Below are 26,748 nucleotides of genomic sequence, written 5' to 3'. Positions count from 1 at the left end.
GTTGGAGACGTAGTTTCCGTTGCTGTCCTTTGTGCCGGTCACGGTTGCTGACGTGTCGGGGGCGGTGGTGTCCTTGGGTGGTTCGGGGGCTGTGATGGTGAACTGGACGGTTTTGGCCGTCGAGGTGTTGCCGGCCTTGTCGGTGGCTCGGTAGGTGAGGGTGTGCTGGCCGACGGTGTTGACGGCGATGGGTGTGGTGTATGCGGTGTATGCGGCGCCGTCGAGGGAGTACTCGATGGTGGCGACGCCGGATTCGGTGTCGGAGGCGGTCAGGGTGATGGTTGCGTTGGAGACGTAGTTTCCGTTGCTGTCCTTTGTGCCGGTCACGGTTGCTGACGTGTCGGGGGCGGTGGTGTCCTTGGGTGGTTCGGGGGCTGTGACGGTGAACTGGACGGTTTTGGCCGTCGAGGTGTTGCCGGCTTTGTCCGTGGCTCGGTAGGTGAGGGTGTGCTGGCCGACGGTGTTGACGGCGATGGGTGTGGTGTACGCGGTGTATGCGGCGCCGTCGAGGGAGTACTCGATGGTGGCGACACCCGACTCGGTGTCGGAGGCGGTCAGGGTGACCGTCGCGCTGGACACGTAGTTACCGGCGTCGTCCTTCGTCCCCGACACCGTCGCTGACGCGTCCGGCGCGGTGGTGTCGTCGCCGGGCGCGGCCGTGACGACGAGCTCACCCACCATCATCTGATGGCCGGGCATCGCGCAGAAGTAGCGGTAGACGCCAGGCGTGAGGGTGACTTCGGTCGTGTGCCTGCCTCCCTGGGAGTCGAAGGGACTCGCCAGGATGTTGAGGCTGACGTCGTTGTTGTAGTCGGGGTTCGAGGTGTCGAACGTCAGGGTGTGCGTCAATCCCGTCGTGTTGCCGGCAGCCGTGCTGTTGTCGAACACGATGGTCGCCTTGCCCGCCACCGCGGTGGCGGGGGCCGACGTGTACTTCATGTAATCGTCGCCGGCCGTCCAGGTGAGCACCTGGTCCGCTGCGGTCTCCTCCGCGCTGCTCACCGCCGCGTACGCGGCCGGAACGGCCAGTGCGAAAGCCGTGAAGACAACGGCCATCAGCGCCATCAGCACCGGATGCCCGCGGAATCGTTCACGTAGCGCGGATCTTGAAGAGGGCGGATCCGTCTGGGTATGGAGCAGTCTTCCGATCACCGCTGCACCTTTCGCGAATTCGCTTGTGCGGCACCGCGCAGGACTCGCGGTCCGCCGGGTGGACGATCAGCCGCTGGGATGAGACAAGAGTTCTCCGCTCACCCGACCGGCGCCCTGGACGGAACGGGGGCGAGCGCCGCGCTTCGTTCGATCGCCCGCGCGTGCGTGGCAGCCGGGGGCCGTCGTCACTCACGCCCAGGCGGCATCCGCCCCTGTCGCTGCGAGCCGCCGGCACCGCGAACCCCAGGGCGGGGTCCACGCGACCTCTTTCCATGCGGCAACGCTGGGAAGCTAGCCGGTCTTTTGACGATCCGCCAAGACCTATGACATGAATCCAACAGACTTTGACCTGAGTCTGGAAAAACTGGAGAGACCCCCGTTACGGTGTCCACGCCTTGAGGTGAATCACGTACGCCCAGCCGATCCGAACCCGGATGCGGCCGGCACCCCGAGCCGAGCCGGACAGCCTCCACGGAGTCCGGTCCGACGACCGCTCCGCCTGCCTCGCGGGGCCGAACTCCCCGCGCACCACCGCATACCACCGTGACGGGACAGCTGCCGTCGGCGGCGGCTCGGACACGGCCACGAAACGACTTCGGGCACGCACGCGTTTCGAGGATTGGAGAACGATGACCGACTCAGGCTCAGGCGCGAGACGCCTTTTCTCCCGGCGGGCGTTCGCCAGCGGCGCCGCCGCCGCGGTGGTCGTGCCCGCGGTGCTCGGCACCGCAGCCGCGGCTTCGAAGGACAAGCCCGGTGAAGGAAACGGTCAAGGCAAGGACAAGGGCACCGTCCGTGAGCTGACGCTGTACATGGAGAACCTGCCGAACGGGGAGATGGGCTACGGCCTGGAGCCCGGCAAGGCGACGATTCCCGGCCCGCTCATCGAGCTGACCGAGGGCGACACGATGCACATCGAGGTCGTCAACAACCTGAACGTCGCCGCGAGTCTGCACGTGCACGGACTGGACTACGACACCGCCAGCGACGGCACCAAGATGAACGACAGCGTCGTCGAGCCGGGCGGCCGGCGGACCTACGTCTGGCGCACCCACGCCCCGGGACCGAACCACGACGGTACGTGGGACGCCGGCAGCGCGGGCTACTGGCACTATCACGATCACAACGTGGGGACCCCCCACGGCACGGGCGGCCTCAAGAAGGGCCTGTACGGGCCCGTGATCGTGCGCCGCAAGGGTGATGTGCTGCCCGACAAGACGTTCACGGTCGTTTTCAACGACATGACGATCAACAACAGGGCTCACCACGACACGCCCACCTTCACGGCCGTCCGCGGCGAGCGCGTGGAGTTCATCGTCATCACCCACGGGGAGTTCTTCCACACCTTCCACGTGCACGGCCACCGCTGGGTGGACAACCGCACCGGGATCCTGCAGGGCCCGCAGGACGTGAGCCGGGTCATCGACACCAAGACCGTCGGACCCGCGGACTCCTTCGGGTTCCAGGTGATCGCCGGCGACCGGGTCGGTGCGGGCGCCTGGATGTACCACTGCCACGTCCAGAGCCACTCCGACATGGGCATGGCCGGGATCTTCCTCGTGACCGAGGCCGACGGCACGGTCCCCGGCGGTACACCCCACCACTAGAAGGCAGCGGCGGAGTCCTGTTGCGGGCTCCACCCCCGAAGTCATGCCCGTCAGGCCTGCCGACGGCCTGACGGACACGTACCGACCTGCCGCCGGCCGGGTCTCGCCCGCCTGCGGCAGCCCTCGCTCCATCCCCTGACCACTCTTCCGTTGCCGGATCGAGTCAAGGAGCACACATGGGCCAGAGAGACCGGTTCGCCCTGTCGAGACGAAGAGGATCGCCACCGTCGCGCCCCGGGCGGACCTCGCATCACGCGTGGTCCTTGCGCCGCGCGGTGGTTCTGCTGTCCAGTGCCGCGCTGACGGCGGGGCTGACCGCACTGCCGGCCGTACAGGCACAGGCGAAGCCGACCGTCGAACGCAGCAGCCAGGACCAGGGCGATGCCGCCGGCACCCAGGTGAACGTCCTGGTCTTCCACGGCCCGGCCGCCAAGCAGGACGACCCGGTCAAGAAGGCCACCGCGGCGATCGAGAACCTCGGCGAGAAGAACGGGTTCAAGATCGTCGAGTCCGAGGACGCGAGAGTATTCAACCCCGCCGACCTCGCCAAGTACCGAGGGGTGGTGTTCCTGTCGGCCGACGGCGTCACGCTCGACGCCGATCAGGAAGCGGCGTTCCAGTCGTACATCAACAACGGCGGCGGCTTCGTGGGCGTCCACGACGCGGCCCGGGCCCAGTCCGACTCCTCCTGGTTCACCGGGCTGATCGGCACCCGCCCGGCCCTGGGTCTCCCCGACGCCGAGAAGGTCGTCGAGAGCGCGGTCAACGCGGAGAATCCGCCGAACGAGACCAAGGGCAAGCTGTTCGACGGCAAGGACGACACCAAGTGGCTGGCCTTCACGCCGACCGGCTGGGTCACCATGAAGCTGGACAAGCCCGTCGCGGTGGTCAATTACGCCTTGACCTCCGCCAACGACTTCTCCGGACGGGACCCGAAGGACTGGAAGCTGCAGGGCTCGCAGGACGGCGAGACCTGGAAGACCCTGGACACCCGGACCGGCGAGACGTTCTCGTCACGGTTCCAGACCAGGCAGTTCCAGTTCACCAACAGCACGGCCTACCAGCACTACCGGCTGGAGATCACCGCCAACAACGGTGAACCGCTGACGCAGCTGGCCGAGCTGCGGCTCTTCAGTGCCAACCCGACGCCTCCGCAGAACTCCAAGGTCCAGCAGGCCGTGGTCGACGTGACCGACCGTCAGCACCCGGCCAACGACGGACTTCCGCTCAACTGGACCCGCTCCGACCAGTGGATCAACTGGGAACCCAACCCGATCGGCAAGGTCCACACCATCGCCCAGGTCGAGGAGTGGAAGTACAAGCCGGGACCCGGCGCCAACGGTGCGTTCCACCCGGTCTCGTGGTGCCGCGACTACGACGGCGGCCGGTCCTTCTACACCGGCATGGGCCGCACCGAGGAGAGCTACACCACCGACACGAAGTTCCAGAGCCACCTCCTCGGCGCCATCCAGTGGACCACCGGCATGGTCCGCGGCGACTGCCAGGCGACCATCGCGTCCAACTACAAGACCGAGCGGCTGACCGCGCAGAACAAGGCCGGGGAGCTCGACCAGATCGGTGAGCCGCACGGCCTCACCATGGCCCCTGACGGCAAGGCCTTCTACATCGGCAAGGCGGCCTGCCCGTCCGGTCCGATCAGCTCCTGGAACGACCCCAAGGTCGGCCTGGGCTGCGGCACCATCCACCAGTGGGACCCCAAGACCAAGAAGGTCAAGCTGCTCACCACACTCGATGTGATGGGCAACCGGGGCAGCGGTGACGAACTGGTCAAGAACGAGGAAGGCCTCATCGGCATCACCCTCGACCCGAAGTTCGAGAAGAACGGGTGGATCTACGTCTACTGGATGCCGCACGAGTCGATCGACCGCGACAAGCGGATCGGGCAGCGGACGGTCTCCCGGCTCACCTACGACTTCGCGACCGAGTCCATCGACAAGGGCACCCGCAAGGACCTGCTGCACTGGGACACCCAGATCCACAGCTGCTGCCACGCCGGCGGAGGCATGGCCTTCGACAAGGACGGCAACCTCTACATCGGCTCCGGCGACAGCAACTCCTCGGGCGGCTCCAGCGGATACTCCGGGAACAACTGGACCCAGGACTACAAGGGCACGTCCTTCCAGGACGCCCGCCGCACCGCCGGCAACACCAACGACCTCAACGGCAAGATCATCCGCATCCACCCCGAGGCCGACGGCACGTACACCATCCCCAAGGGCAACCTCTTCCCGCCGGGGACGGCCAAGACCCGCCCCGAGATCTACGTGATGGGTGTCCGCAACATCGCGCGGCTCTCCGTCGACCCGGTGCACAACTGGCTGAACGCCGGCTGGGTCGGGCCGGACGCCGGAGCGCCCGACCCCGAGCTGGGCCCGGCCAAGTACGAGACGGCCACGATCATCACCTCCGCGGGCAACCAGGGCTGGCCGTACTGCATGGGCAACCGGCAGCCGTACCGCGACCGCAGCAACACCGACGCCGGCAAGCTCACCGGCTGGTACGACTGCGACAACCTGAAGAACGAGTCGCCGCGCAACACCGGTCTGGTGGACATCCCGCCGGCCCGCGACAACATGATCTGGTACTCGCCCCAGGGCGGCGGCCCGGTCTTCCCCGAGCGCTCCGACGGCAGCGGGCTGCCGACCTACGAGGAGGACGACGCCACCTACACCCAGCCGTATCTCAAGGGCGGCGGCCAGGCCGTCATGTCCGGCCCGACCTACCACCGCTCCCGGGTGGACACCAAGAGCGGTGTCGCCTGGCCGGCGTACTGGGAGGACAAGTGGTTCATCGGCGACCAGTCCAACGCCAACAACCGGGTCGCGGTGACCGTCGACCCGGACAGCGTCGAGAACGCGGGCGCACCGGCCTTCGGTGAGGACCTGCGCAGCATCATCCCGTCCGGCGGCGGCTCCACCCAGCTGCAGAGCTGGATGGACGCCAAGTTCGGTCCCGACGGTGCGCTGTACATGCTCGACTACGCGGGCGGCTTCTTCAGCCTGCACCCCAACCAGAAGCTCATCCGCGTCACCTACCAGGGTGGCCCGGCCACCCCGAAGCCGCAGGACGCCGGGGCGCGCGTGATCAAGCAGAGCGCGCCGAAGACGCTGGCGTTCTCCAGCGCCAAGACCGGCGGCGTGGCCTGGGAGTGGGACTTCGGTGACGGCAGCAAGCCGTCGCACGAGCCCGACCCCACGCACACCTACGCCGACTACGGCACGTACAAGGCGAAGCTGACGGTCACCTACGCCGACGGCGAGAAGGCCACCGCGACGATCGACGCCGAGGCCGGATGCCCCGCGCCCGACGCCCGGAAGACCGTCAAGCTGCTCGACACCGACACCGGCGTGGCCAACCACCGCGCGGGCGGCGGCTGCACCGTCAACGACCTGATCGATGACGAGGCGACCTGGCCGAACCACGGCGAGTTCGTCAGTCACGTCAACGCCGTCCTCAACGACCTCCGCAAGGAGGGTGTCCTGGACAACCGCGAGTCGTCCGCGATCGGCAAGGCGGCGGCCAAGAGCGAGATCGGCAAGGTCGCCGGGTACAAGCCCGTCTTCGACGGAACCGCGGCGAGCCTGGCCGACTGGCGCCAGGCCGGCGCCGGGAAGTTCTCACTCCTGCCCGACGGCACCATCCGCAGCTCCGGCGGCATGGGCATGCTGTGGTACGCCGAGCGGGAGCTCGGGGACTTCTCGGTCAGGCTCCAGTTCCGGGACGTGGCCCCGGAAAGCGGCAACGCCAACACCGGTGTGTTCGTACGGTTCCCGGACCCGCGGACGCCGCTGGCCGACCGTCCGGCCGGCAGTTGCGGGACGGTCGGCTCGGCCCGCACCGCACCCGAGTGGGTCGCGATCTACTGCGGTCATGAGATCCAGATATACGACGGGGCCACGGGCGAGCCCCAGAAGACCGGCTCGGTGTACAACTTCAAGCCGGTGGGTCTGGACAACGCGGGGGTGACCCCGAAGGGCCAGTGGAACGACTACGAGATCCGTGCGGTCGGGCAGCACTACACGATCATCCGAAATGGCGTGGTGATCAACGAGTTCGACAACACGCCCGGCAAGTCGTCGTCCCGGGCGGGCGACCCGCCCACGGACCTGCGCCAGTTCCTCAGCGGGTACATCGGGTTGCAGAACCACGGCAACAACGACCTGGTCGAGTACCGCAACATCCGGGTGCGGGACCTGTAGTCGCCGAGCGGCGGATGCCGGGCTCGGGACGACAGCCCCGATCCCGGCACCGACGGCACGCGCGAGAGCGACATCCGTCCGAGGACCCCGGCCACCAGGCCGGGGTCCTCGTCGCGTCACCGACCCCGCGTGTGGCCCTCCCACCAGGGCGGCGCCACCGGGCCCGGCTGCGGGCGAGGGCGCGGAAATTGCGTGGCGCCGCTCACGACCCGCTTCCTACACTCACCAACGGCAAGCAGACGCGGCCCTGCCGGCGCCGCGCGTCCGTGACCAGTGAGGGGAGACCGCCGTGCGTGACCGCACCGCCGTCGTCGCTCCCCGTTCCCGGTACACGGTGATCCTCGTGTCCCGGTCCGTCCGGTGCCCGCTGCGCGGCCGGTACCGGATGCCCGTGACGTCCGCCTGAACCACGCTCCGCCGCATCCCGCCGGCCCCCTGTGAGGGGGCCGGCGGGAACGGCACGCGCCCGGCGCGCGTCCGGGGAATCGCGCTGCCCGTTTCCGGACCACCCATCCGAAAGGCCCTGGGGCCATGCGCAGCACCTCCCTCACCACCGTCCGCAACCTCGGCATCCTCGCCCACGTCGACGCGGGCAAGACCACCGTCACCGAGCGGATCCTCTACGCCACCGGCACCACCTACAAGCGCGGCGAGGTCCACGACGGCACGACCGTCACCGACTTCGACCCGCAGGAGCGCGACCGCGGCATCACCATCTTCGCCGCGGCCGTCAGCTGCTCCTGGGACGGCCACCGGATCAACCTGATCGACACACCGGGCCACGTCGACTTCGCCGACGAGGTCGAGCGGTCGCTGCGCGTGCTGGACGGCGCCGTCGCCGTGTTCGACGCCGTGGCGGGCGTCGAACCGCAGAGCGAGTCCGTGTGGCGGCAGGCCGACCGGTACGGCGTGCCGCGGATCGCGTTCGTCAACAAGATGGACCGGGCCGGCGCCGACCTCGACGCGGCCGTCGCCTCCATCCGTGCACGGCTGCACCCCGCTCCGCTCGCCGTGCAGCTGCCCATCGGCGCGGAGGACGGCTTCACCGGCGTCGTCGACCTGCTGCGCATGCGCGCGCTCGTGTGGGCGGACGGCGCGCAGCAGCCCGAGGAGCGACCGGTGCCGGACGCCCTGCGCGAGGAGGCGGCGCGCAGGCGACGGGTGCTGGAGGAGGCGGTCGCCGAACGCCACCCGGCCGCGCTGGAGGAGTTCTGCGACCGGGAGACGCTGACCGCCGGCACGCTCGCCGCGGCGCTGCGCGACCTGACCCGCGCCGGCGACGCCGTGGTGGTGCTGTGCGGCTCGGCCTACCGCAACCGCGGCATCGAGCCGCTGCTGGACGCCGTGGTGGCCTACCTGCCCTCCCCGGTGGACGTACCCCCGGTGCGCGGCACGCACGAGGGCACGGAGCAGGAACGGGCCGCCGACCCGGCCGCACCGCTGGCCGCCCTGGCGTTCAAGGTCAACGCGACCCCGACGGGACGGCTGACGTATCTGCGGGTGTACTCGGGCACGATCGAGAAGGGAGACACCGTGTGGGACGCGGGCACGCGCCGCACCGAGCGGATCGGCCGCATCCTGCGGGTGCGGGCCGACCGGCACGACCCGCTGGAGCGGGCGGTCGCCGGGGACATCGTCGCCGTGATCGGACTGAAGTCCGCCCGCGCCGGCTCCACCCTGTGCGCGCCGGGCGCCCCGCTCGTCCTGGAACCTCCCGGCGTGGCCGAACCGGTCGTGCACGTCGCCGTCGAGGCCCGTCGGTCCGCCGACACCGACCGGCTGGCCTCCGCGCTCGCCCGGCTCACCGAGGAGGACCCCTCGCTGGCCGTGCGGAGCGACCCGGAGACCGGGCAGACCGTGCTCTCCGGCATGGGCGAACTCCACCTGGAGGTCGCGGTGGAGCGCGTCCGGCGCGAACACGGCATCGAGGTCGCCGTGGGCCGCCCGGGTGTGGCGTACCGCGAGACGGTCGGCGAAGGCGTGACCGGTTTCGTCTTCCGGCACGTCAAACAGGACGGCGGCGCCGGGCAGTTCGCGCATGTCGTGCTGGACGTCGAGCCGTGGGACGAGGGCGGTTTCGTGTTCCGGTCGGCGGTCGTCGGCGGGCGCGTACCGCAGGAGTTCGTCCGGGCCGTCGAGGCCGGCTGCCGGGACGCCCTGGCCGAGGGACCGCTCGGCGGGCACCCGGTGACCGGTCTGCGGGTCACGCTCACCGACGGCCAGACCCATGTGAAGGACTCCTCGGACACGGCCTTCCGCACCGCCGGCCGGCTGGGCCTGCGCGACGCCCTGCGGGCCTCGGCGATGGTCCTGCTGGAGCCGGTCGTGGAGGTGACGGTCACCGTGCCCGAGGACGCGGTCGGCGGGGTGCTCGGTGATCTGGCCGCCCGCCGCGGCCGGGTCACCGGTTCCGACACGCGGGCCGGTGCGGCGGTCGTCACGGCCACCGTGCCGCTGGCCGAGCTGTTCGGCTACGCGACCCGGCTGCGCAGCCGCACCCAGGGCCGCGGCACCTTCACCGCCCGGCCCACCGGCTACGCACCGGCGCCGGCCGTGACCCGGGTGCCGTAGGGCACCGGACGGTCCCCTCCCCGAGCGGGAGGGGACCGTCCCCGGCACGCACCGTCAGGGGTACGACACCACCGTCGACGGCACGGTCGACGTCCCGGACGTGGGCGCGCCGGTCTCGTTGACGACGCGCTCGTACTGCCCGTTGCCGCCCAGCGACACCACCAGCAGCCCGTGGAAGCGCACCCCGGGCCGGTCCGGCGCGGCGAAGCCGTGGTGCTGCACGATGGAGGGGTTCACGTTGTAGTAGCAGTAACTGCCCAGGCCCCATGCCTCGTGCTCGGTGACGTGGTCGGCGACCTTGTAGGCGGCGTAGCCCTTGACCGTGCCGTTCTGGATCGCGGCCTGGTCGGGGGCGTCGTACGCCTTCTCGTTCTGGAAGAAGATCGTGCGGCCCCGCCGGCCGTTCCACTGCACGTCGTACTTGTTGAAGTGCTCCACGAACAGGCCGGTGATCAGGACGTCGTCACCACCCACGACGACGCCGTAGTCGGCCCGGTTGGTCTCCCAGCCGACGCCGTCGCCGTGGTCGGCGCGCCACACCCAGGTGTGGTCCACGATGGTGTGACGGCTGTTGATCACCATGCTGGTGGTGGCCTTGCCGGGGCCCGCCCCGCCGATCCTGACGAACACGTCCTGGACGGTGACCGGATCGGCCGAGTGGTCCCGGGACGCGCCCTGCGGGCCGACCTCCAGCAGTGTCGCCGAGTTGACCGGACCGGCGTCGACGAGGAAACCGGCCAGCCGTACACCGTCGACGTCGGCGACCTTCAGCGCGGTGACGCCGTTGCCGGGGACGAGCGTGGCGTACCCCAGGCCCAGGACGACCGTGCCCGCGCGGTTCACGGTGACCGTGCGGTCGAGGTGGTAGATCCCCGGCGTCAGCAGCAGGTGGAGGCCCTGGTCGAGGGCTTGGTTCAGGGTGTCCGCCGAGACACCGGGCTTGGCGACGTAGAACTGCGACAGCGGCAGGGAGGTGCCGCGCGGGGTGCCGTTGCCCCACGACACGCCGCGGGCGCCGGTACGCTTCTCCGGCAGAAACACCCGGTACTCGCTGCCCTCCACGTACAGGAACGGCTTCTCGCGGGAGACGGGTGTGGTGTCGAGGGTGGTGTACGGCGGGTCGGGGAAACCCTGCGCGGGGGCGCCCTCCACCCCGGAGAACACCATGTTCCACACGGCGTTGGTCCAGCCGCCGATGGCACTGTCCCGGGTGTACCACTGCTGCTGCGAGTACGGCCCGACCTGGCCGTCGACGCGGCTGTCGGCGATGTAACCGCCGCTCGCCCAGCCGTAGCCGTCCGGCGCGAGGTTGAGGCCGCCGCGGACGTGCATGCGCCGGAAGGGCGCCGCCTGCGAGACCGCCCAGCGGTTGGTGCCGTTGACGGGGACGAGGGCGAGATTCTCCGCCGAACGCCAGAAGTTCTGGGTGGCGTTGCCGTTGAACCAGCCGGCGTCGACCGTGACGTCACCGTTGATGGTCGTGTCGTCGGGGGAGAGACCGAGGCCCGCGATGGAGGTGTAGAAGCCGAGCTGGGCGTTGAGGCCGTGGTACGTGCCCGGCTTGAACAGCAGGGCGTAGCGGCCGGTGCCGAACTGGGCCGACTCCTGCTGCCGGAAGACCTCGTCCAGCCGGGCCTGGATGCCGGGTGTCGACGGGTCGAAGACGAGGACGTTCGGGCCGAGGTCGCCGCCGCCGGGGAGGGCGCGGGGGCCGCGCCGGGAGCCGGTGGAGCCGGAGGCGGTGCCGGCCACCGCGGCCAGCGCGGGGGCCGCGGCGGCCGCCCCGAGAAGGGTGCGCCGACGCACGCCGGAGGGCTCGGGCGCAGCGGGGGGCGTGGGGGAAGAGGGCATGGGGGGCGGCTCTCCTTGTTCGGGAAGTGAACGTAGTGGGGGTGGGGGAGCGCTCTCTGGGTGTGCATGTTTCATCCACGTGCACAACGCGTCAAGAGTTGCGGGCAGTTCTGTGGCGTTGCGTTCAACTAGTGCGGGCATCAAGCCCGTTCCTTCTGCCGGTTCCCTTGACACCCTCCCGCCGCGCCCTCAACACTCCCACTCGGGAGAGCGCTCTCCGAGATCCCACCGACCTTCCCAGGAGGTCTCCATGCCACGGAGATCGAACGTTCTGTCCGGCACCCTCGTCGCGAGCGCGTTACTGCTGACCTCGACAGGCGTCGGCACGCTCGCGGTTGCGGACACCCCGGCCCCGGCCCCGGCCCCGCACGCCCGTGCGGCCGGCACCGGACACACCATGGCCGCCTCGACCGCCTCCTCGCCCGAGGACCCGGACGGCGACGGCTACATCCCCGCGAACCCGCAGGTCACCGGCGTCAGCCCGTCCACGAAGGAGCCGCCGCACCGCTACTTCCACGAGTTCCAGGCCAACTGCTCGGTCACCCACACGGCGCCCGACGACCCGATCGTCTACCCGCAGCAGCCCGGCAAGTCGCACGACCACACCTTCATGGGCAACACCACGACGAACGCGTACAGCACGACGGCCTCGCTCAATGCGGGGACCACCACGTGCCGCGCCCCCGGCGACCGGTCGGGGTACTGGATGCCGACCATGTTCAACGGTGACGAGCCGGTGCTGCCGGTCGGTCCGCAGACCATCTACTACAAGGCCGGCGTCACCGACTACACCAGCGTGCGGCCCTTCCCCAAGGGCCTGCGGTACGTCGTCGGCAGCCCGATGCAGAGCGCCCAGGAGTTCCGCGACCACCCCGGCTTCGTCGAGGGCTGGGAATGCGGTGACAGCTTCTTCAACACAGCCTTCCCCACCGACTGCCCCTCCCGCCCGGACGTCCAGGTCAACATTCGCTTCCAGGCGCCCAGTTGCTGGGACGGCAAGCACCTCGACACGCCGGACCACAAGAGCCACATGGCGTATCCGGTGGTCAATCCCGGGACCAACAACAACATCTGCCCGACCAGTCACCCGGTCGCCCTGCCGATGATCGAGTTCAAGATGGCCTTCCCGGTCAACGGCGACCTCTCGCGGGTGCGGCTGGCCAGCGGTCCGAGCCACTCGTTCCACTACGACTTCTTCAACGCCTGGGACGAGCCCACCCTCAAGGCCATGGTCGACCACTGCATCGTCGGCGGCCTCCAGTGCAACGCGCGCGGCTACGACGAGACCCATCCCGAGGCCGGCGCGGCCCTGAACGAGCACTACGAACTGCCCTGACGCGCACCCCCACCTGGCCGGCTCCCGGACGACGAGACGGCCCCACCCAACGGGCTCGGCCCGGCCGTCCACGCCCCGCAACGGCCGGGCCGCCCCCACCCCGTACCCCCGGAGACCCCACATGAGCCGACCGCCCACCCCTGCCCGCAGACTCACCGCACCCCTGGCCGCCGCCCTCCTCACCGTCGGCGCCCTCACCGCCCTCCCCGCCCCGCAGGCGCACGCCGCCGGCAGCCTCGTGAAGGTCACCGGCGGCCAGGGCAACTGGCAGCTGACGGTGAACGGCAGCCCCTACCAGATCAAGGGCCTGACCTGGGGCCCCTCCGTCGCCGACGCCGACCGGTACATGCCCGACCTGAAGTCCATGGGCGTCAACACGATCCGCACCTGGGGCACCGACGCGAGCAGCAGGCCCCTGTTCGACTCCGCCGCCGCACACGGCGTCAAGGTCATCGCCGGCTTCTGGCTCCAGCCCGGCGGCGGCCCGGGCAGCGGCGGCTGCGTGAACTACCTGACCGACACCGCCTACAAGGACCAGATGCTGGCCGAGTTCCCCCGGTGGGTCCAGGAGTACAAGGACCACCCCGGCGTCCTGATGTGGAACGTCGGCAACGAGTCGGTGCTCGGCCTGCAGAACTGCTACAGCGGCGACGAGCTGGAACGCCAGCGCAACGCCTACACCACCTTCGTCAACGACGTCACCAGGAAGATCCACGCCGTCGACCCGAACCACCCGGTCACCTCCACCGACGCCTGGGTCGGCGCCTGGCCGTACTACAAGAAGAACGCCCCCGACCTCGACCTGTACGCCGTCAACTCCTACAACGCGGTCTGCGACGTCCGGGCCGCCTGGGAGCAGGGCGGCTACACCAAGCCCTACATCGTCACCGAGTCCGGCCCGGCCGGTGAGTGGGAGGTCCCGGACGACGCCAACGGCGTACCGAAGGAACCCACCGACCAGGCCAAGGCGGAGGGCTACACCAAGGCCTGGAACTGCATCACCGGACACCGCGGCGTCGCCCTGGGCGCGACCCTGTTCCACTACGGCACCGAGTACGACTTCGGCGGCATCTGGTTCAACCTGCTGCCCGCCGGACAGAAGCGGCTGTCGTACTACGCCGTGAAGCGGGCCTACGGCGCGGACACCTCGCGCGACAACACCCCGCCCGTCGTCACCGGCTTCGGCGTCGAGGGCGACGCCGGCAAGGTCCAGGCGGGCAAGGACCTGGTGCTCACGGTCCGCGCCGGCGACCCGGACGGCGATCCGATCGCCTACGAGGTGCTCACCAACAGCAACTACATCGACCAGAGCAAGCAGCTGACGCCGGTACCCTTCGCCGACCTCGGGGGCGGACGCCTCAGGATCACCGCCCCCGACCGGCCCGGCGTGTGGAAGCTGTACGTCAAGGCCACCGACGGCAAGGGCAATGTCGGCGTGGAGACCCTCTCCGCGAGGGTCGTGCCGCCCGCCGTGGACGGCACCAACGTGGCCCTCGGCCGACCGGCGACCGCCTCCTCCTTCCAGGCGAGCTACGGCGACTGTCCCTGCACCGCCGCCAACGCAGTGGACGGCAACCCGAACACCCGCTGGGCCAGCGACTGGAGCGACCCGCAGTGGGTGCGGGTGGACCTCGGCACGCGCACCACGTTCCGGCACGTGCAGCTGCACTGGGAGTCCTCCTACGCCAAGGCCTACACCGTCCAGACCTCGGACGACGGGGCGAACTGGCGAACCGTGCGCACGGTGACCGACGGCAACGGCGGCGTCGACGACCTCGACGTGACCGGCACCGGCCGCTACGTCCGCGTCAACGGCACCGCACGCGGCACCGGCTACGGCTACTCGCTGTACGAGTTCGGCGTCTACAACTGACCAGCAGTCACGATGAGGGGTTGACCCGGGTGGGGACGAGCGAGGCAGACATCGACCGGCTGCTGGGCAAGCTGACTCCGCGCGCCCGCGCGCTGCTGCTCCACGGCGCCACGACCTGGCGCACCCGCGCCGAACCGGGCGTGGCACTGCGCGAGCTGGTGATGTCCGACGGCCCGGCGGGCGTACGCGGGCAGTCGTGGGACGAGCGCAGCACCTCCGTGCTGTTGCCGTCAGCCACCGCGCTCGCCGCCACCTGGGACGAGGAACTCGTCCGACGCCTCGGCGGCCTCCTCGCCGCCGAAGCACGGCGCAAGGGCGTGCACGTGCTGCTCGCCCCCACCCTCAACCTGCACCGCAGTCCCCTGGGCGGCCGGCACTTCGAGTGCTTCTCGGAAGACCCCGAACTCACCGGCCGCATCGGCGCCGCCTTCATCCGCGGAGTCCAGGACCAGGGAGTGGCCGCGACGGCCAAGCACTACGTGGCGAACGACTCCGAGACCGACCGGCTCAGCGTCGACGTACGCGTCGGCGAGCGGGCCCTGAGGGAGGTGTACCTCGCCCCCTTCGAGGCCGCGGTGGCCGCCGGGGTCGGGCTGGTCATGGCCGCGTACAACGCGGTCAACGGCACCACCATGACCGCGAGCGACCTGCTCATCGACCCGCTGAAGAGCGAATGGGGCTTCGACGGCGTCGTCGTCTCCGACTGGGGCGCGGTACGCGACACCGTGGACACCGCGTGCGCCGCGCTGGACCTCGCCATGCCCGGGCCCGACGGTCCCTGGGGCGAGGCCCTGGCCCGGGCGGTGGCCGACGGCAGTGTGCCCGAGGCCGCCGTCGACGACAAGGCGCGACGCCTGCTGCGGCTCGCCGCCCGCTGCGGAGCCCTCGGCGAGGAACGGCCGCCCGCCCGGACCCCGGTCCGCACCCGGCGGGCCCGGACCCTGGCCCGGCGGGCGGTCGCCGCCGGCGCGGTCCTGCTGACCAACAAGGACGTCCTGCCGCTCGACGCCGACCGCCTCGGGACGGTCGCCGTGATCGGCGCGCACGCGGCGCGGACCCGCACCCAGGGCGGCGGCAGTGCGGGCGTCTTCCCCCAGGACGTGGTGTCCGTCCTGGACGGCGTCCGGGCCGCACTGCGCGGCCGGGCCCGCGTCGTCCACGTCCCGGGCCCCCGCCCGGAGGGACCGCCGCCCCCACTGGACGCCACCGTGTGCACCGACCCCCGTTCCGGCCGGCCCGGCGTCCTGCTGCGCATGCTGGACGCCACCGGCGCCGAGCTGTACGCCGAGCGGCGCGGCGGCGGACGGCTGCTGGAGCCGCGGCTGGTGCCGGGGGCGCACACCGTCGAGATCAGTGCCCGGCTGCGCCCCCGCACCGCGGGCCGCTGGACCCTGGGCGTGGCCGGCTTCGGCCGGATGAGCCTGAGCCTGGACGGACGGGTGCTGCTCGACGGCGACTTCCCGCCGGCCACCGACGACCCGGCGGTCGTCCACGTCAACCCACCCGCCCGGTACGCCGGCGCCGACCTGGCCGTCGGGCAGGACGCCCTGCTCGTGGCACGCCGCGAACTGGCACCCGGAACCGGCCGGGCGACCGTCGTCAGCGCCGCCCCGCCCGCCCCGGACATCGCCGCAGCCCTGGCCGAGGCGGCCCGCGCGGCCCGGGCGGCGGAGGCCGCGATCGTGGTCGTCGGCACCACCGAGCACGGCGAGTCGGAGGGGTACGACCGTACGGATCTGGCCCTCGGACGCACCCAGGACGCGCTGGTCCGGGCCGTCGCCGCCGCCAACCCCCGCACGGTCGCCGTGGTCAACAGCGGCGGGCCGGTCGAGATGCCCTGGCGGGACGCGGCGGGCGCGGTCCTGCTGGCCTGGTTCCCCGGCCAGGAGGGCGGCGGCGGGCTGGCCGACGTGCTCTTCGGGCGCGCCGAGCCGGGCGGACGGCTGCCCACCACCTGGCCGGCCGTCCTCGCCGACGCCCCCGTCACCCGCACCCGCCCGTCCGGCGGCCGCCTCGCCTATGACGAGGGCCTGCACATCGGCTACCGCGGCTGGCTGCGCGAACACCGCACCCCCGCCTACTGGTTCGGGCACGGACTCGGCTACACCACCTGGGCCTACGAGGAGCTGGCCGTACTCCCGGTGACACGCGCCGGGGACGACCTGACGGCGTGGGTACGGGTGCGCAACACCGGGGCCAGGGCTGGCCGGGAGGTCGTACAGGTCTACCTAGCCCGGCCTGCCGCCGTGGTCGAGCACCCCGAACGGTGGCTCGCCGGGTACGCGGCGGTCCACGCCCGGCCGGGGGAGACGGTGACGGCGGCGGTGCGGGTCCCGGCGCGGGCGCTGCGCCACTGGTCGGTGGCGGAGCACGCGTGGCGCACGGAGGAAGGCCGCTGCCGGGTGCTGGCCGGGCGGTCGGCGGGTGATGTGCCGCTGGCCGCGGAGACGGAGGTCGTCGTACGGGGGTGACGCGGCCGGGACGCGAGAGCACGACGGGAGAGCGCTCTACCACCGCTCGGCGCCGCCGTTTAGGGTGCGGGCATGAGCAGACAGGCCCCGACCCTCGAGGACGTGGCCCGGGAGGCCGGCGTCTCCCGGGCCACCGTCTCGCGGGTGGTCAACGGCGTGCGCAACGTGGACCCGGCCATCCAGGAGCTGGTCCGCCGTGCCGTCGAACGCACCGGCTACGCCCCCAACCAGGCCGCCCGGCAGCTGGTCACCCGGCGCACCACGACCGTGGCGCTGGTGGTCTCCGGCGCCGGGGACGCCTCGGACACGGAGCAGAACGCCTTCGCCACCCGGGTGTTCGCCGATCCGTTCTTCGGCCGGGTCGTCGGCGGCGTGGTCGGGCATCTGCGACCTCGCTCGATGCACCCGGTGCTGATGTTCGCCGAGACGCCGGAGGCCCGGCAGGAGGTGGTCAGGTACCTCAGGCAGGGCGGCGCCGACGGTGCGCTCGTCGTGTCCACGCACCCCGACGACCCGCTGCCCGCGCTGCTGGCCGGTGCCCGGCTGCCGGCGGTGCTGTTCGCCCGCCCCGGGCGCCCGGTGCCGCTCAGTCACGTCGACCTCGCCCACCGGGACGGCGGGCGGCTCGCGGCCGAGCACCTGCTGGCCCGTGGCTGCCGCCGGGTCGTCACCGTCGCGGGACCGCTGGCCGTCGCGGCGAGCCAGGAACGCCTGGCCGGATTCCGGGACACCCTGGTCCGGCACGGGCATCCCCATGTGCCGGTGGCCGAGGGCGGCTTCACGGTCGACAGCGGCATGGCGGCGATGAGCGCCCTGATCGACGAACACCCCGCTCTGGACGGGGTGTTCACCGCCAATGACCTGATGGCCCAGGGGGCCGTCCAGGTGCTGCGCGACCACGGGCGCCGGGTACCCGAGGACGTCGCGGTCGTCGGCTTCGACGACTCCAGTGTGGCCGTCACCTGCCGGCCGCGGCTGACCACCGTCCGGCAGCCGGTGGAGGAGATGGCGGCCACGATGGCCCGCCTGCTCGGCGAACACATCGACGGGACGCGCGGCGAGCCTGCTTCGGTGATCTTCGAGCCGGAGCTGGTGATCCGCGACTCGGCGTAGCCACGGGACGCCGGGGGTCACGGGAGCGGGGGCGCACGCCCCGTCGACGTCATGACGGCGGCCGACGCCGAACGGGCGGTACGGCGGGCGCACCCCGGCGACAGCGCGGCGGAAGCCGGAGCGGCGGGCAGCGCGGTTCCGGCGTCGGTGGGGCGGCGGGGTGCCGCACGCGGACAACAGCCCGGTTCTCGCGGGGCTGTTCACGGCGGGCGGCTGGTCGCGTCCGGACGGCGGGTGACCTCCCGGCGTCGGTGGGCGGTGGGGTGCTGCACGCGGGCAACAGCCCGGTGTTCGCGGGCTGTTCACCGCGAGTGGTCGGTCGCGTCCTACGGTGGGCGACCTCCCGTGCGCAGGACCGCCCCGGCGCCGACGGGACGCACGCGCGCCGCCGCCGGTCAGGGGACGCGTGTCCGGTCCTCCGGTCGCTCGTCCCGGCCCGTACTCTGCCCGGTCCCCGCCAGCCTGCCGCCGAGCGCCGTCCGCCACGCAGGGGGCTGGGCGGGGGAGTCGACCGGGGCGCGGTGACCGCCACGGGCGAAGAACGCGGCCAGGGGCAGGACGGCGGCGCCCACGGTCACCGCGTCCGGCCCGAGTCGGCCGAGGGTGATGCCGACCCGCCCGGCGGGATGGCGGAGTGCGTGGGCGTACGCGTGTGTCCGCACCGACTCGACGAACCCGGGGCCGAGCTGGAGCCCGGCCCAGCCGCCGACGAGGATGCGCTCGGGCTGGAAGAGGTTGATGAGGTCGGACAGGCCCGCGCCCAGGTACTCGGCCGTCTCGGCGAGCACCCGGGCCGCCACCGGGTCGGGTTCCCGGCCGTCCGGAGGGTGGGCGGCGCGCAGCATGTCGGTGAGGGCGGCCTCCTCGTCGTCGGTGCCGGACGGCGGCCGCCCGCCTGCTTCCCGCCAGCGTGCCAGCAACGCCTCGGCGCCCGCGTACGCCTCCAGGCAGCCCCGGGCTCCGCACCGGCACCGGCGGCCCCGGACCCGCACCGTCAGGTGCCCCCACTCCACCGCGCGGCCCTGCTCGACGTCGTGGGTGACGACGCACGCGCCGACCCCGGAGCCGAACAGCACCACGACGGCGTTGTGCGCACCGCGCCCGCCGCCGAACCACATCTCGGCCTGCCCCAGGGTCTTGGCACCGTTGTCGATGAACAGCGGCACGTGCGCGGGCAGGCGCCCCGAGCCCCGCAGCAGACGTTCCAGTGGCACGGCGTCCCAACCGATCGTCTGGCCGTGCACGAGGGTGCCGCCTGCGGTGTGCTCGACGATGCCGGGTACGCCGACGCCGACGCCGAGCAGATCGCCGGACCCGCGTCCGGCTCCGGCCGCGTCCAGCACCTCCGCGATGCCGTCGAGGATGTGACCGGCGACGACGCCGACATCGTAGGACCGTGTGCCGTGCCCGGGCAACGGCCGCCCGGCTCGCGCCAGTTCCGCCATCGACAGGTCGAACAGCTCGACGCGCACCCGGGTCTCGCCCACGTCGACGCCGATGAGCCGTCCGTGGCGGGCGGTGATCCGCAGGAGGGTGCGCGGCCGGCCGCCGTCGGCACCGAGGCTCCCCGCCTCCTCCACCAGCCCTTCGGCAAGGAGTTCGGCGACGACATTGCTGACGGAGCCCGAACTCAGCCCGGCCGCCGAACCGAGCGCGACCCGGCTCATCGGCCCGTCGAAATACAACCGTTGTAGAACGGCGGCGCGGTTCTCCCGCCGCAGGTCACGGACCGTGCGCCCGCTCGCCCTGGCCATCCGGCCCCCTCCTTCACCGTCCCCGGTCGCCGACCGGCCGTGCGCGACACCTTGACGCGTCTTTCTCTTGAGGTTTAACTCACGTCCTAAATTAAGCCATGAGGGGCTTCGGGAAGCGAACGGGGTGTCGCCCCCGGAAGCCGTCCTCGGACTTCTCGACTCCCGGAAAGGGACCAGGAGCCATGCGCAGCATCCGAGCCGCGGCCGTAGGCGCCGTCACCATGTCTCTCGCTCTCGCCGCCTCGGCCTGCGGAGGGGGCTCCTCCTCGGGCGGCGGATCCAACGACTCGCCCAAGGAACTCACCTACTGGGCTTCCAACCAGGGCGCCAGCGTCGAGGTCGACAAGAAGGTCCTCCAGCCCGAACTCGACAAGTTCGAGGAGAAGACGGGGATCAAAGTGAAGCTGGAGGTCGTGCCCTGGTCCGACCTGCTCAACCGGATCCTCACCGCGACCACCTCCGGCCAGGGCCCCGACGTCCTCAACATCGGCAACACCTGGAGCGCCTCCCTCCAGGCCACCGGCGCCCTGATGCCCTGGGACGCGAAGAACTTCGACAAGATCGGCGGCAAGGACCGCTTCGTGCAGTCCGCGCTCGGATCGACCGGCGTGCAGGGCCAGGACCCGGCCGCGGTACCGCTGTACTCGATGGCGTACGCGCTCTACTACAACAAGCAGATGTTCGCCGACGCGGGCGTCACCAAGCCGCCGGCCACCTGGGACGAGCTGGTCGCGACCGGCAAGAAGATCTCCAAGGACGGCAAGTGGGGCCTGGGCGCCGAGGGCTCCAACCTGTCGAACAACATCCACCAGGTCTTCGTCTTCGCCAAGCAGCACGGCGCCGACTTCTTCACCGCCGACGGCAAGCCCGACTTCACCTCCGACGGCGCGGTCGCGGCCGTCAAGCAGTACGTCGACCTGATGGCCAAGGACAAGATCGTCGCCCCGGGCAACGCCGAGTACGCGCAGAACCAGTCCCTCAGCGACTTCGCCAAGGGCAAGACCGCGATGGTGCTGTGGCAGACCGCCTCCGCCACCTTCAAGACCATGGGTATGAAGGACGACGAGTGGGGCGTCGCCCCCGCGCCCGTCCCGTCCGGCACCCCCGGCACCGGCGCGGCCACCAACTCCATGGTCGCCGGCATCAACATGGCCGTCTTCAAGAACACCGACAACGTCGACGGCGCCACCAAGTTCGTCGAGTTCATGACGAGCGACGCCGAACAGAAGATCCTCAACAAGGCGTACGGCTCCATCCCACCGGTCAAGGCCGCCCAGAGCGACCCCGCGTTCAACACCCAGTCCACCGCCGTGCTGCGCGAGACCCTCGCCACCAGCGCCGCCGCTCTGCCCCAGGTCCCCGACGAGTCGCAGTTCGAGACGGCGGTCGGCACGGCCGTCAAGGAGCTGTTCGCCGACGCCGCGGCCGGCCGCGCGGTGACCACCGAGTCGGTGAAGGCCAAGCTCGCCAAGGCCCAGCAGCAGATGCCGACGAAGTGAGCACCCCCACCGACACCCCACGGACACGGACACGGACCTCGCCATGACCACCACGACCGCCTCGGCGCAGCCCGGCGAGCGGACGGTCGGCAAGAGCTCCCCCGGTGCGGCGCGCGGACCCCGCCGCCGCCCCGGGCGGATCCGCCGCATCGGACTGCCCTACCTGCTGCTCCTGCCGGCCCTTCTCCTCGAACTCCTCGTCCACCTGGTGCCGATGGTCATCGGCATCGTGATGAGCTTCAAGGAACTCACCCAGTTCTACATCCGCGACTGGACCACCGCCCCCTGGACCGCCCTCGACAACTACCGCATGTCGGTGGACTTCGACGCCCCCGTCGGCGAGGCGCTGCTCCACTCCTTCCTGGTCACCTGCGGCTTCACGATCCTGTCCGTCGGCCTGTGCTGGTTCCTCGGCACGGCGGCGGCGATCTGCATGCAGGACTCCTTCCGCGGCCGCGGCCTGCTCCGGACCGTCTTCCTGGTCCCCTACGCCCTGCCGGTCTACGCGGCCGTCATCACCTGGGCGTTCATGTTCCAGCACGACAACGGCCTGGTGAACCACGTCCTGCACGACCAGCTCGGCCTCACCGACAAGCCGTCCTTCTGGCTGATCGGCGACAACAGCTTCGTCGCGCTGCTCATCGTGTCGGTGTGGAAGGGCTGGCCGTTCGCCTTCCTCATCGTCATGGCCGGCCTGCAGAACATCCCCCGGGAGCTCTACGAGGCCGCGTCCCTGGACGGCGCCGGCGTCTGGCAGCAGATCCGCCGCATCACTCTGCCCTCCCTGCGCCCGGTCAACCAGGTGCTGGTGCTGGTGCTGTTCCTGTGGACGTTCAACGACTTCAACACGCCCTACGTGCTGTTCGGCAAGTCCGCCCCGGAGGCGGCCGACCTGATCTCCATCCACATCTACCAGTCGTCGTTCGTCACCTGGAACTTCGGCACCGGCTCCGCCATGTCGGTCCTGCTGCTGCTGTTCCTGCTGCTGGTGACCGGCGTCTACCTGTTCCTGACATCGCGTGGACGGAGGTCCGCCCGTGCCTAGGTCCCCGATGGCGATGCCGCGCTCGTTCCTCTGGACGCGCCGCGTCTTCCTGACCCTGCTCGCCGGCTTCGTGCTGCTGCCGGTGTACGTCATGGTCTCCAGCTCGCTCAAACCGCTGCAGGACGTCTCCGGCAAGTTCCGCTGGCTGCCCAGCGGCCTGACCCTGCGCCCGTACATCGACATCTGGTCGACGGTCCCGCTGGCGAAGTACTTCGTGAACTCCCTCGTCGTGGCGGGCGCGGCGACCGTCTGCTCGGTCGTGATCGCCGTCTTCGCCGCCTATGCGGTCAGCCGCTACGAGTTCCGGGGCAAGCGGGTCTTCTCGGTGACGGTCCTGTCCACCCAGATGTTCCCCGGCATCCTCTTCCTGCTGCCCCTGTTCCTCATCTACGTGAACATCGGCAACACCACCGGCATCGCCCTGTTCGGCTCCCGCGGGGGCCTGATCCTCACCTATCTGACCTTCTCCCTGCCCTTCTCCATCTGGATGCTGATCGGCTACTTCGACTCGGTGCCGCGCGACCTGGACGAGGCCGCCCTCGTGGACGGCTGCGGCCCGCTCAAGGCGCTGATCCGGGTCGTCGTCCCGGCGGCGACCCCGGGCATCGTCGCGGTCGCCGTCTACGCCTTCATGACCGCCTGGGGCGAGGTGCTGTTCGCCTCGGTCATGACCAACGACACCACTCGCACCCTCGCGGTCGGCCTCCAGGGCTACTCCACGCAGAACGACGTGTACTGGAACCAGATCATGGCCGCCTCGCTGGTGGTGAGCGTCCCCGTGGTGGCGGGCTTCCTGCTCCTCCAGCGCTACCTGGTGGCGGGCCTGACGGCGGGCGCCGTCAAGTGACCGCGGCCGCAGAACGTCTCGAAACCGAAAGGACCCACGTGAGCATCGACCTCGCCGCACTCCCGCACGACTTCCTGTGGGGCACGGCCACATCGGCGTACCAGATCGAGGGGGCCGTGGCGGAGGACGGCCGTTCACCGTCGATCTGGGACACCTTCTCCCACACCCCCGGAAAGATCGACAACAACGACCACGGTGACGTCGCCTGCGACCACTACCACCGCTGGCGCGAGGACATCGACCTGATGCGCCGGCTCGGCACCAACGCCTACCGCCTGTCGATCGCCTGGCCGCGCGTCGTCCCCGGCGGCGACGGCCCCGTCAACGCCAAGGGCCTCGCCTTCTACGACGAACTGGTCGACGCCCTGCTGGAGGCCGGCATCACGCCGTCCGTGACCCTCTACCACTGGGACCTGCCGCAGGTGCTCCAGGACCGTGACGCCGGCTGGCAGGCGCGGGCCACGGCGGAGCACTTCGCGTCCTACGCGTCGGTCGTCGCCGAGCGCCTCGGCGACCGCGTCAAGCACTGGGCCACCCTCAACGAGCCCCTCTGCTCCGCCTGGATCGGACACCTGGAAGGCGTCATGGCCCCGGGCCTGACGGACCTCACGGCGGCGGTCCGTGCCTCCTACCACCTGCTCCTCGGTCACGGCCTGGCGATGCAGGCGATCCGGTCGGCCGCCCCGGACGCGCAGGTGGGCATCGTCAACAACCTCTCCACCATCCACGCGGCCACCGACCGTGAGGAGGACCTCGCCGCCGCCCGCCGCATGGACGGCCACACCAACCGCTGGTGGCTGGACCCGGTCCACGGCAGGGGCTTCCCGGAGGACATGCGCGAGGTCTACGGCGTCGAACTGCCCGAGCGCGACGGCGACATGGCCCTGATCGGCGCCGACCTGGACTGGCTGGGCCTGAACTACTACTTCCCCCAGACGGTGGCCGCCGACCCCACGGCCCCGGCCCCCTACGTCCGCACCGTCCGCCGCGTCGGCGTCCCCCGTACCGGCATGGACTGGGAGGTCGACGCCAGTGGCATCGAGGACCTGCTGCTGCGGCTGACGGGCGAGTACGGGCCGCGCAAGCTGTACGTCACGGAGAACGGCTCGTCCTTCCCGGACGTGGTCCGCCCGGACGGCACGATCGACGACCCGGAACGGCAGGACTACCTCACCGCCCACCTGGCCGCCTGCGCCTCCGCCGCCCGCAAGGGCGCCCCGCTGGCCGGTTACTTCGCCTGGTCCCTCCTGGACAACTTCGAGTGGGCGTACGGCTACGACAAGCGCTTCGGTCTGGTCCACGTCGACTACGAGACCCAGGTCCGCACGATCAAGGGCAGCGGACACCACTACGCCGACATCATCAGCCGGGCGCGGGGGAGGGAGCGCAAGGCCGCCTGAGACCCCGTGGTGGGCGCGGCGCGGGAGTGCGCGCCCACCACGGACTGCCTGCACGGACCGATCTGTCAGGTTGTCGTGTCATGAGCATGACAGCACCAGTCCTCGTTCCAAGGAGAAGACCCGCATGCCGTCCCACGCCCCCCGCACACTCCTCACCGCCCTGACCGCGTTCGCCCTGCTGGCCGCGGTCCCGTCCCTCACGACCCCCGCCGCCGCCGAACCGACCGCCGCCGCGGCAGGCGCCTGGGACACCGACAGGGCGGCCTCGGCATACGCCGCCGACGCGGCCGCGGTCACCGCATCGGCCAGCGAGAACCCGGGCACCGCACCCGGCCTCGCCTTCGACGGCGACGGCGGCACGCGCTGGTCCAGCGACTTCACCGACGGCGCCTGGATCCGCGTCGACCTCAAGACGACGATCCGCGTCGACCGGGTGACGCTGGACTGGGAAGCGGCCTACGGCAAGAGATACGTACTGGAAGCATCCACCAACGGCACCGACTGGACGCCCTTCTACACCGAGACCGCCGGCACCGGCGGAACGGTCACCGCACACACCTACCCACAGGAAGTGAGGGCCCGCTACGTCCGCATGCGCGGCATCGAACGCGCCACGCCCTACGGCTACTCCCTCTACTCCTTCAAGGTCTACGGCGGCGAACCGGCCCCCGCGTCCACCACCCGCACCAACCTCGCCCTGAACCACCCGGCATACTCGAACGTCTACCAGCACGCCGGCAACTCACCGGCCTTCGTCACCGACGGCGGCCGTCCCGCCGACCTCAAGGCCGACGCCACCCGCTGGTCCAGCGACTGGAACGCCGACCGCTGGGTCTCCGTCGACCTCGGCGCCGCCTCCACCATCGACACCGTCGACCTGTACTGGGAGGCGGCTTACGCCGTCGACTACGAACTCCAGGTCTCCGACGACAACCGCACCTGGCGCACCGTGTACCGGCCCTCCGCGGCCGAGGCCGCCGCCCGTCGCGCGGACGTGAAGTCCCCAGGCGAGGCCACCGGCCGCCACGACACCGTCCGCCTGCCCCAGCCCGTCACCGGCCGATACGTCCGCATGCTCGGCAAGGAACGCCGCTCCTTCTACAACCCCGCCCCGGCCACCGCCCAGTTCGGCTACTCCCTCTACGAGTTCGAGGTCTGGGGCACCGGAGGCAGCGCGGCCGCCGCCTACCCCGCGCTGCCCGGCGAACAGTCCGGCACCTACCGCACCAGGTTCTTCGACGACTTCACCTCAGCCTCGCTGGACCGCGGCAAGTGGCGCGTCGTCCGCACCGGCACCGAGATGGGCTCCGTCAACGGTGAAGCGCAGGCCTACGTCGACTCGGCCGACAACATCCGCCTGGAGAACGGCGCCCTGCTCCTGCGCGCCAAGCACTGCAAGGGCTGTACGAAGGCGGGTGGCGGCACCTACGACTTCACGTCCGGCCGCATCGACACCAACACCAAGTTCGACTTCACCTACGGCCGGGTCAGCGCCCGCATGAAACTCCCGGTCGGCGACGGCTTCTGGCCCGCCTTCTGGCTGCTCGGCAGCAACGTCGACGACCCCTCCGTGTCCTGGCCGGCCTCCGGCGAGACCGACATCATGGAGAACATCGGCTACGGCGACTGGACCAGCAGCGCCCTGCACGGGCCCGGCTACTCGGCGGACGGCAACGTCGGCGCGCGCCAGGTGTACCCGGGCGGCGGCCGGGCCGACCAGTGGCACACCTACGCGGTCGAGTGGACGCCGACGGGCATGAAGTTCTCCGTCGACGACCGGGTGGTCCAGGAGACGACTCGCAACAAGCTGGAGTCGACGCGCGGCGCGTGGGTCTTCGCCCACGACCAGTACGTCATCCTCAACCTCGCCCTCGGCGGGGCCTACCCGGCCGGCTGGAACCAGGTCACCAGCCCCTACTGGGGCCTGCCGCAGTCCAGCGTGGACCGGATCGCGGCCGGGGGAGTACAGGCGGAGGTGGACTGGGTGCGGGTGGAACAGAAGGGATAGC

15 protein-coding genes and 2 pseudogenes are annotated in these 26,748 nt (G+C 71.0%); 14 read left to right on the top strand and 3 right to left on the bottom strand.

The window, feature by feature from the left end; translation table 11 throughout:
- On the bottom strand, positions 1 to 1,056 hold a 1,056-nt coding region (locus ACIRG6_RS14815; protein WP_403322829.1), incomplete at its 3' end, for a cupredoxin domain-containing protein.
- 725 nt (positions 1,057 to 1,781) lie between these two features.
- Between ACIRG6_RS14815 and ACIRG6_RS14810 the strand changes: the two genes are divergently transcribed.
- The 5 genes and pseudogenes from ACIRG6_RS14810 (at position 1,782) to fusA (ending at position 9,550) form a co-directional block, all read left to right on the top strand.
- Complete coding sequence (locus ACIRG6_RS14810) at positions 1,782 to 2,759, top strand: multicopper oxidase domain-containing protein (protein WP_239764479.1); 978 nt, start codon at positions 1,782 to 1,784, stop codon at positions 2,757 to 2,759.
- 176 nt (positions 2,760 to 2,935) lie between these two features.
- Positions 2,936 to 3,883 (top strand): annotated as a pseudogene (locus ACIRG6_RS37750) (ThuA domain-containing protein); the annotation flags it as partial.
- A 3-nt stretch (positions 3,884 to 3,886) separates the two neighbouring features.
- Positions 3,887 to 5,836, top strand: a pseudogene (locus ACIRG6_RS37745) (ThuA domain-containing protein); the annotation flags it as partial.
- A gap of 24 nt (positions 5,837 to 5,860) precedes the next feature.
- The gene (locus ACIRG6_RS37740; protein WP_450152407.1) at positions 5,861 to 6,979 is read left to right on the top strand and encodes a family 16 glycoside hydrolase; all 1,119 of its coding nucleotides are present in this window, start codon (positions 5,861 to 5,863) and stop codon (positions 6,977 to 6,979) included.
- 531 nt (positions 6,980 to 7,510) lie between these two features.
- On the top strand, positions 7,511 to 9,550 hold the full coding sequence (gene fusA / locus ACIRG6_RS14800; protein ID WP_403322825.1) for an elongation factor G: 2,040 nt from the start codon (positions 7,511 to 7,513) through the stop codon (positions 9,548 to 9,550).
- A 54-nt stretch (positions 9,551 to 9,604) separates the two neighbouring features.
- On the opposite strand, the gene ACIRG6_RS14795 is transcribed toward fusA, so the two are convergent.
- Positions 9,605 to 11,401, bottom strand: coding sequence for a coagulation factor 5/8 type domain-containing protein (locus ACIRG6_RS14795; RefSeq protein WP_403322823.1), 1,797 nt, complete (start codon positions 11,399 to 11,401; stop codon positions 9,605 to 9,607).
- A gap of 250 nt (positions 11,402 to 11,651) precedes the next feature.
- Between ACIRG6_RS14795 and ACIRG6_RS14790 the strand changes: the two genes are divergently transcribed.
- From ACIRG6_RS14790 to ACIRG6_RS14775, 4 genes are all read left to right on the top strand, one after another.
- Entirely contained in the window at positions 11,652 to 12,737 is a 1,086-nt protein-coding gene (locus tag ACIRG6_RS14790) for a DUF1996 domain-containing protein (protein ID WP_403322821.1), read from the top strand.
- Between the two features lie 121 nt (positions 12,738 to 12,858).
- The gene (locus tag ACIRG6_RS14785) at positions 12,859 to 14,610 is read left to right on the top strand and encodes a discoidin domain-containing protein (RefSeq protein WP_403322818.1); all 1,752 of its coding nucleotides are present in this window, start codon (positions 12,859 to 12,861) and stop codon (positions 14,608 to 14,610) included.
- A 29-nt stretch (positions 14,611 to 14,639) separates the two neighbouring features.
- Positions 14,640 to 17,081: a glycoside hydrolase family 3 C-terminal domain-containing protein gene (locus ACIRG6_RS14780; RefSeq protein ID WP_403323139.1), complete on the top strand. Its 2,442-nt coding sequence runs from the start codon at positions 14,640 to 14,642 to the stop codon at positions 17,079 to 17,081.
- 72 nt (positions 17,082 to 17,153) lie between these two features.
- Entirely contained in the window at positions 17,154 to 18,194 is a 1,041-nt protein-coding gene (locus ACIRG6_RS14775) for a LacI family DNA-binding transcriptional regulator (protein WP_364677088.1), read from the top strand.
- 395 nt (positions 18,195 to 18,589) lie between these two features.
- On the opposite strand, the gene ACIRG6_RS14770 is transcribed toward ACIRG6_RS14775, so the two are convergent.
- Positions 18,590 to 19,948, bottom strand: a complete 1,359-nt coding sequence (locus ACIRG6_RS14770; protein WP_403322816.1) for an ROK family transcriptional regulator — start codon at positions 19,946 to 19,948, stop codon at positions 18,590 to 18,592.
- A gap of 182 nt (positions 19,949 to 20,130) precedes the next feature.
- On the opposite strand from ACIRG6_RS14770, the gene ACIRG6_RS14765 reads away from it, so the two are divergent.
- From ACIRG6_RS14765 to ACIRG6_RS14745, 5 genes are all read left to right on the top strand, one after another.
- Positions 20,131 to 21,447, top strand: coding sequence for an ABC transporter substrate-binding protein (locus tag ACIRG6_RS14765; RefSeq protein ID WP_364821747.1), 1,317 nt, complete (start codon positions 20,131 to 20,133; stop codon positions 21,445 to 21,447).
- Between the two features lie 43 nt (positions 21,448 to 21,490).
- A complete protein-coding gene (locus tag ACIRG6_RS14760) occupies positions 21,491 to 22,492 on the top strand; it encodes a carbohydrate ABC transporter permease (RefSeq protein ID WP_364821750.1) in 1,002 nt (333 codons plus the stop codon).
- 7 nt (positions 22,493 to 22,499) lie between these two features.
- Positions 22,500 to 23,339 (top strand): carbohydrate ABC transporter permease, encoded by an 840-nt coding sequence (locus ACIRG6_RS14755; RefSeq protein WP_364677228.1) that lies wholly within the window; start codon positions 22,500 to 22,502, stop codon positions 23,337 to 23,339.
- A gap of 38 nt (positions 23,340 to 23,377) precedes the next feature.
- Positions 23,378 to 24,739, top strand: a complete 1,362-nt coding sequence (locus ACIRG6_RS14750; RefSeq protein ID WP_364677096.1) for a GH1 family beta-glucosidase — start codon at positions 23,378 to 23,380, stop codon at positions 24,737 to 24,739.
- Positions 24,740 to 24,863: 124 nt separating this feature from the next.
- Positions 24,864 to 26,747 (top strand): discoidin domain-containing protein, encoded by a 1,884-nt coding sequence (locus tag ACIRG6_RS14745; RefSeq protein ID WP_364821754.1) that lies wholly within the window; start codon positions 24,864 to 24,866, stop codon positions 26,745 to 26,747.
- Position 26,748 lies beyond the last annotated feature (1 nt).

Source organism: Streptomyces flaveolus, from assembly GCF_044765825.1.
In the GTDB taxonomy this organism is placed as follows: Bacteria; Actinomycetota; Actinomycetes; order Streptomycetales; family Streptomycetaceae; genus Streptomyces; species Streptomyces flaveolus.
This window is presented reverse-complemented; position numbering and strand designations above follow the sequence as displayed.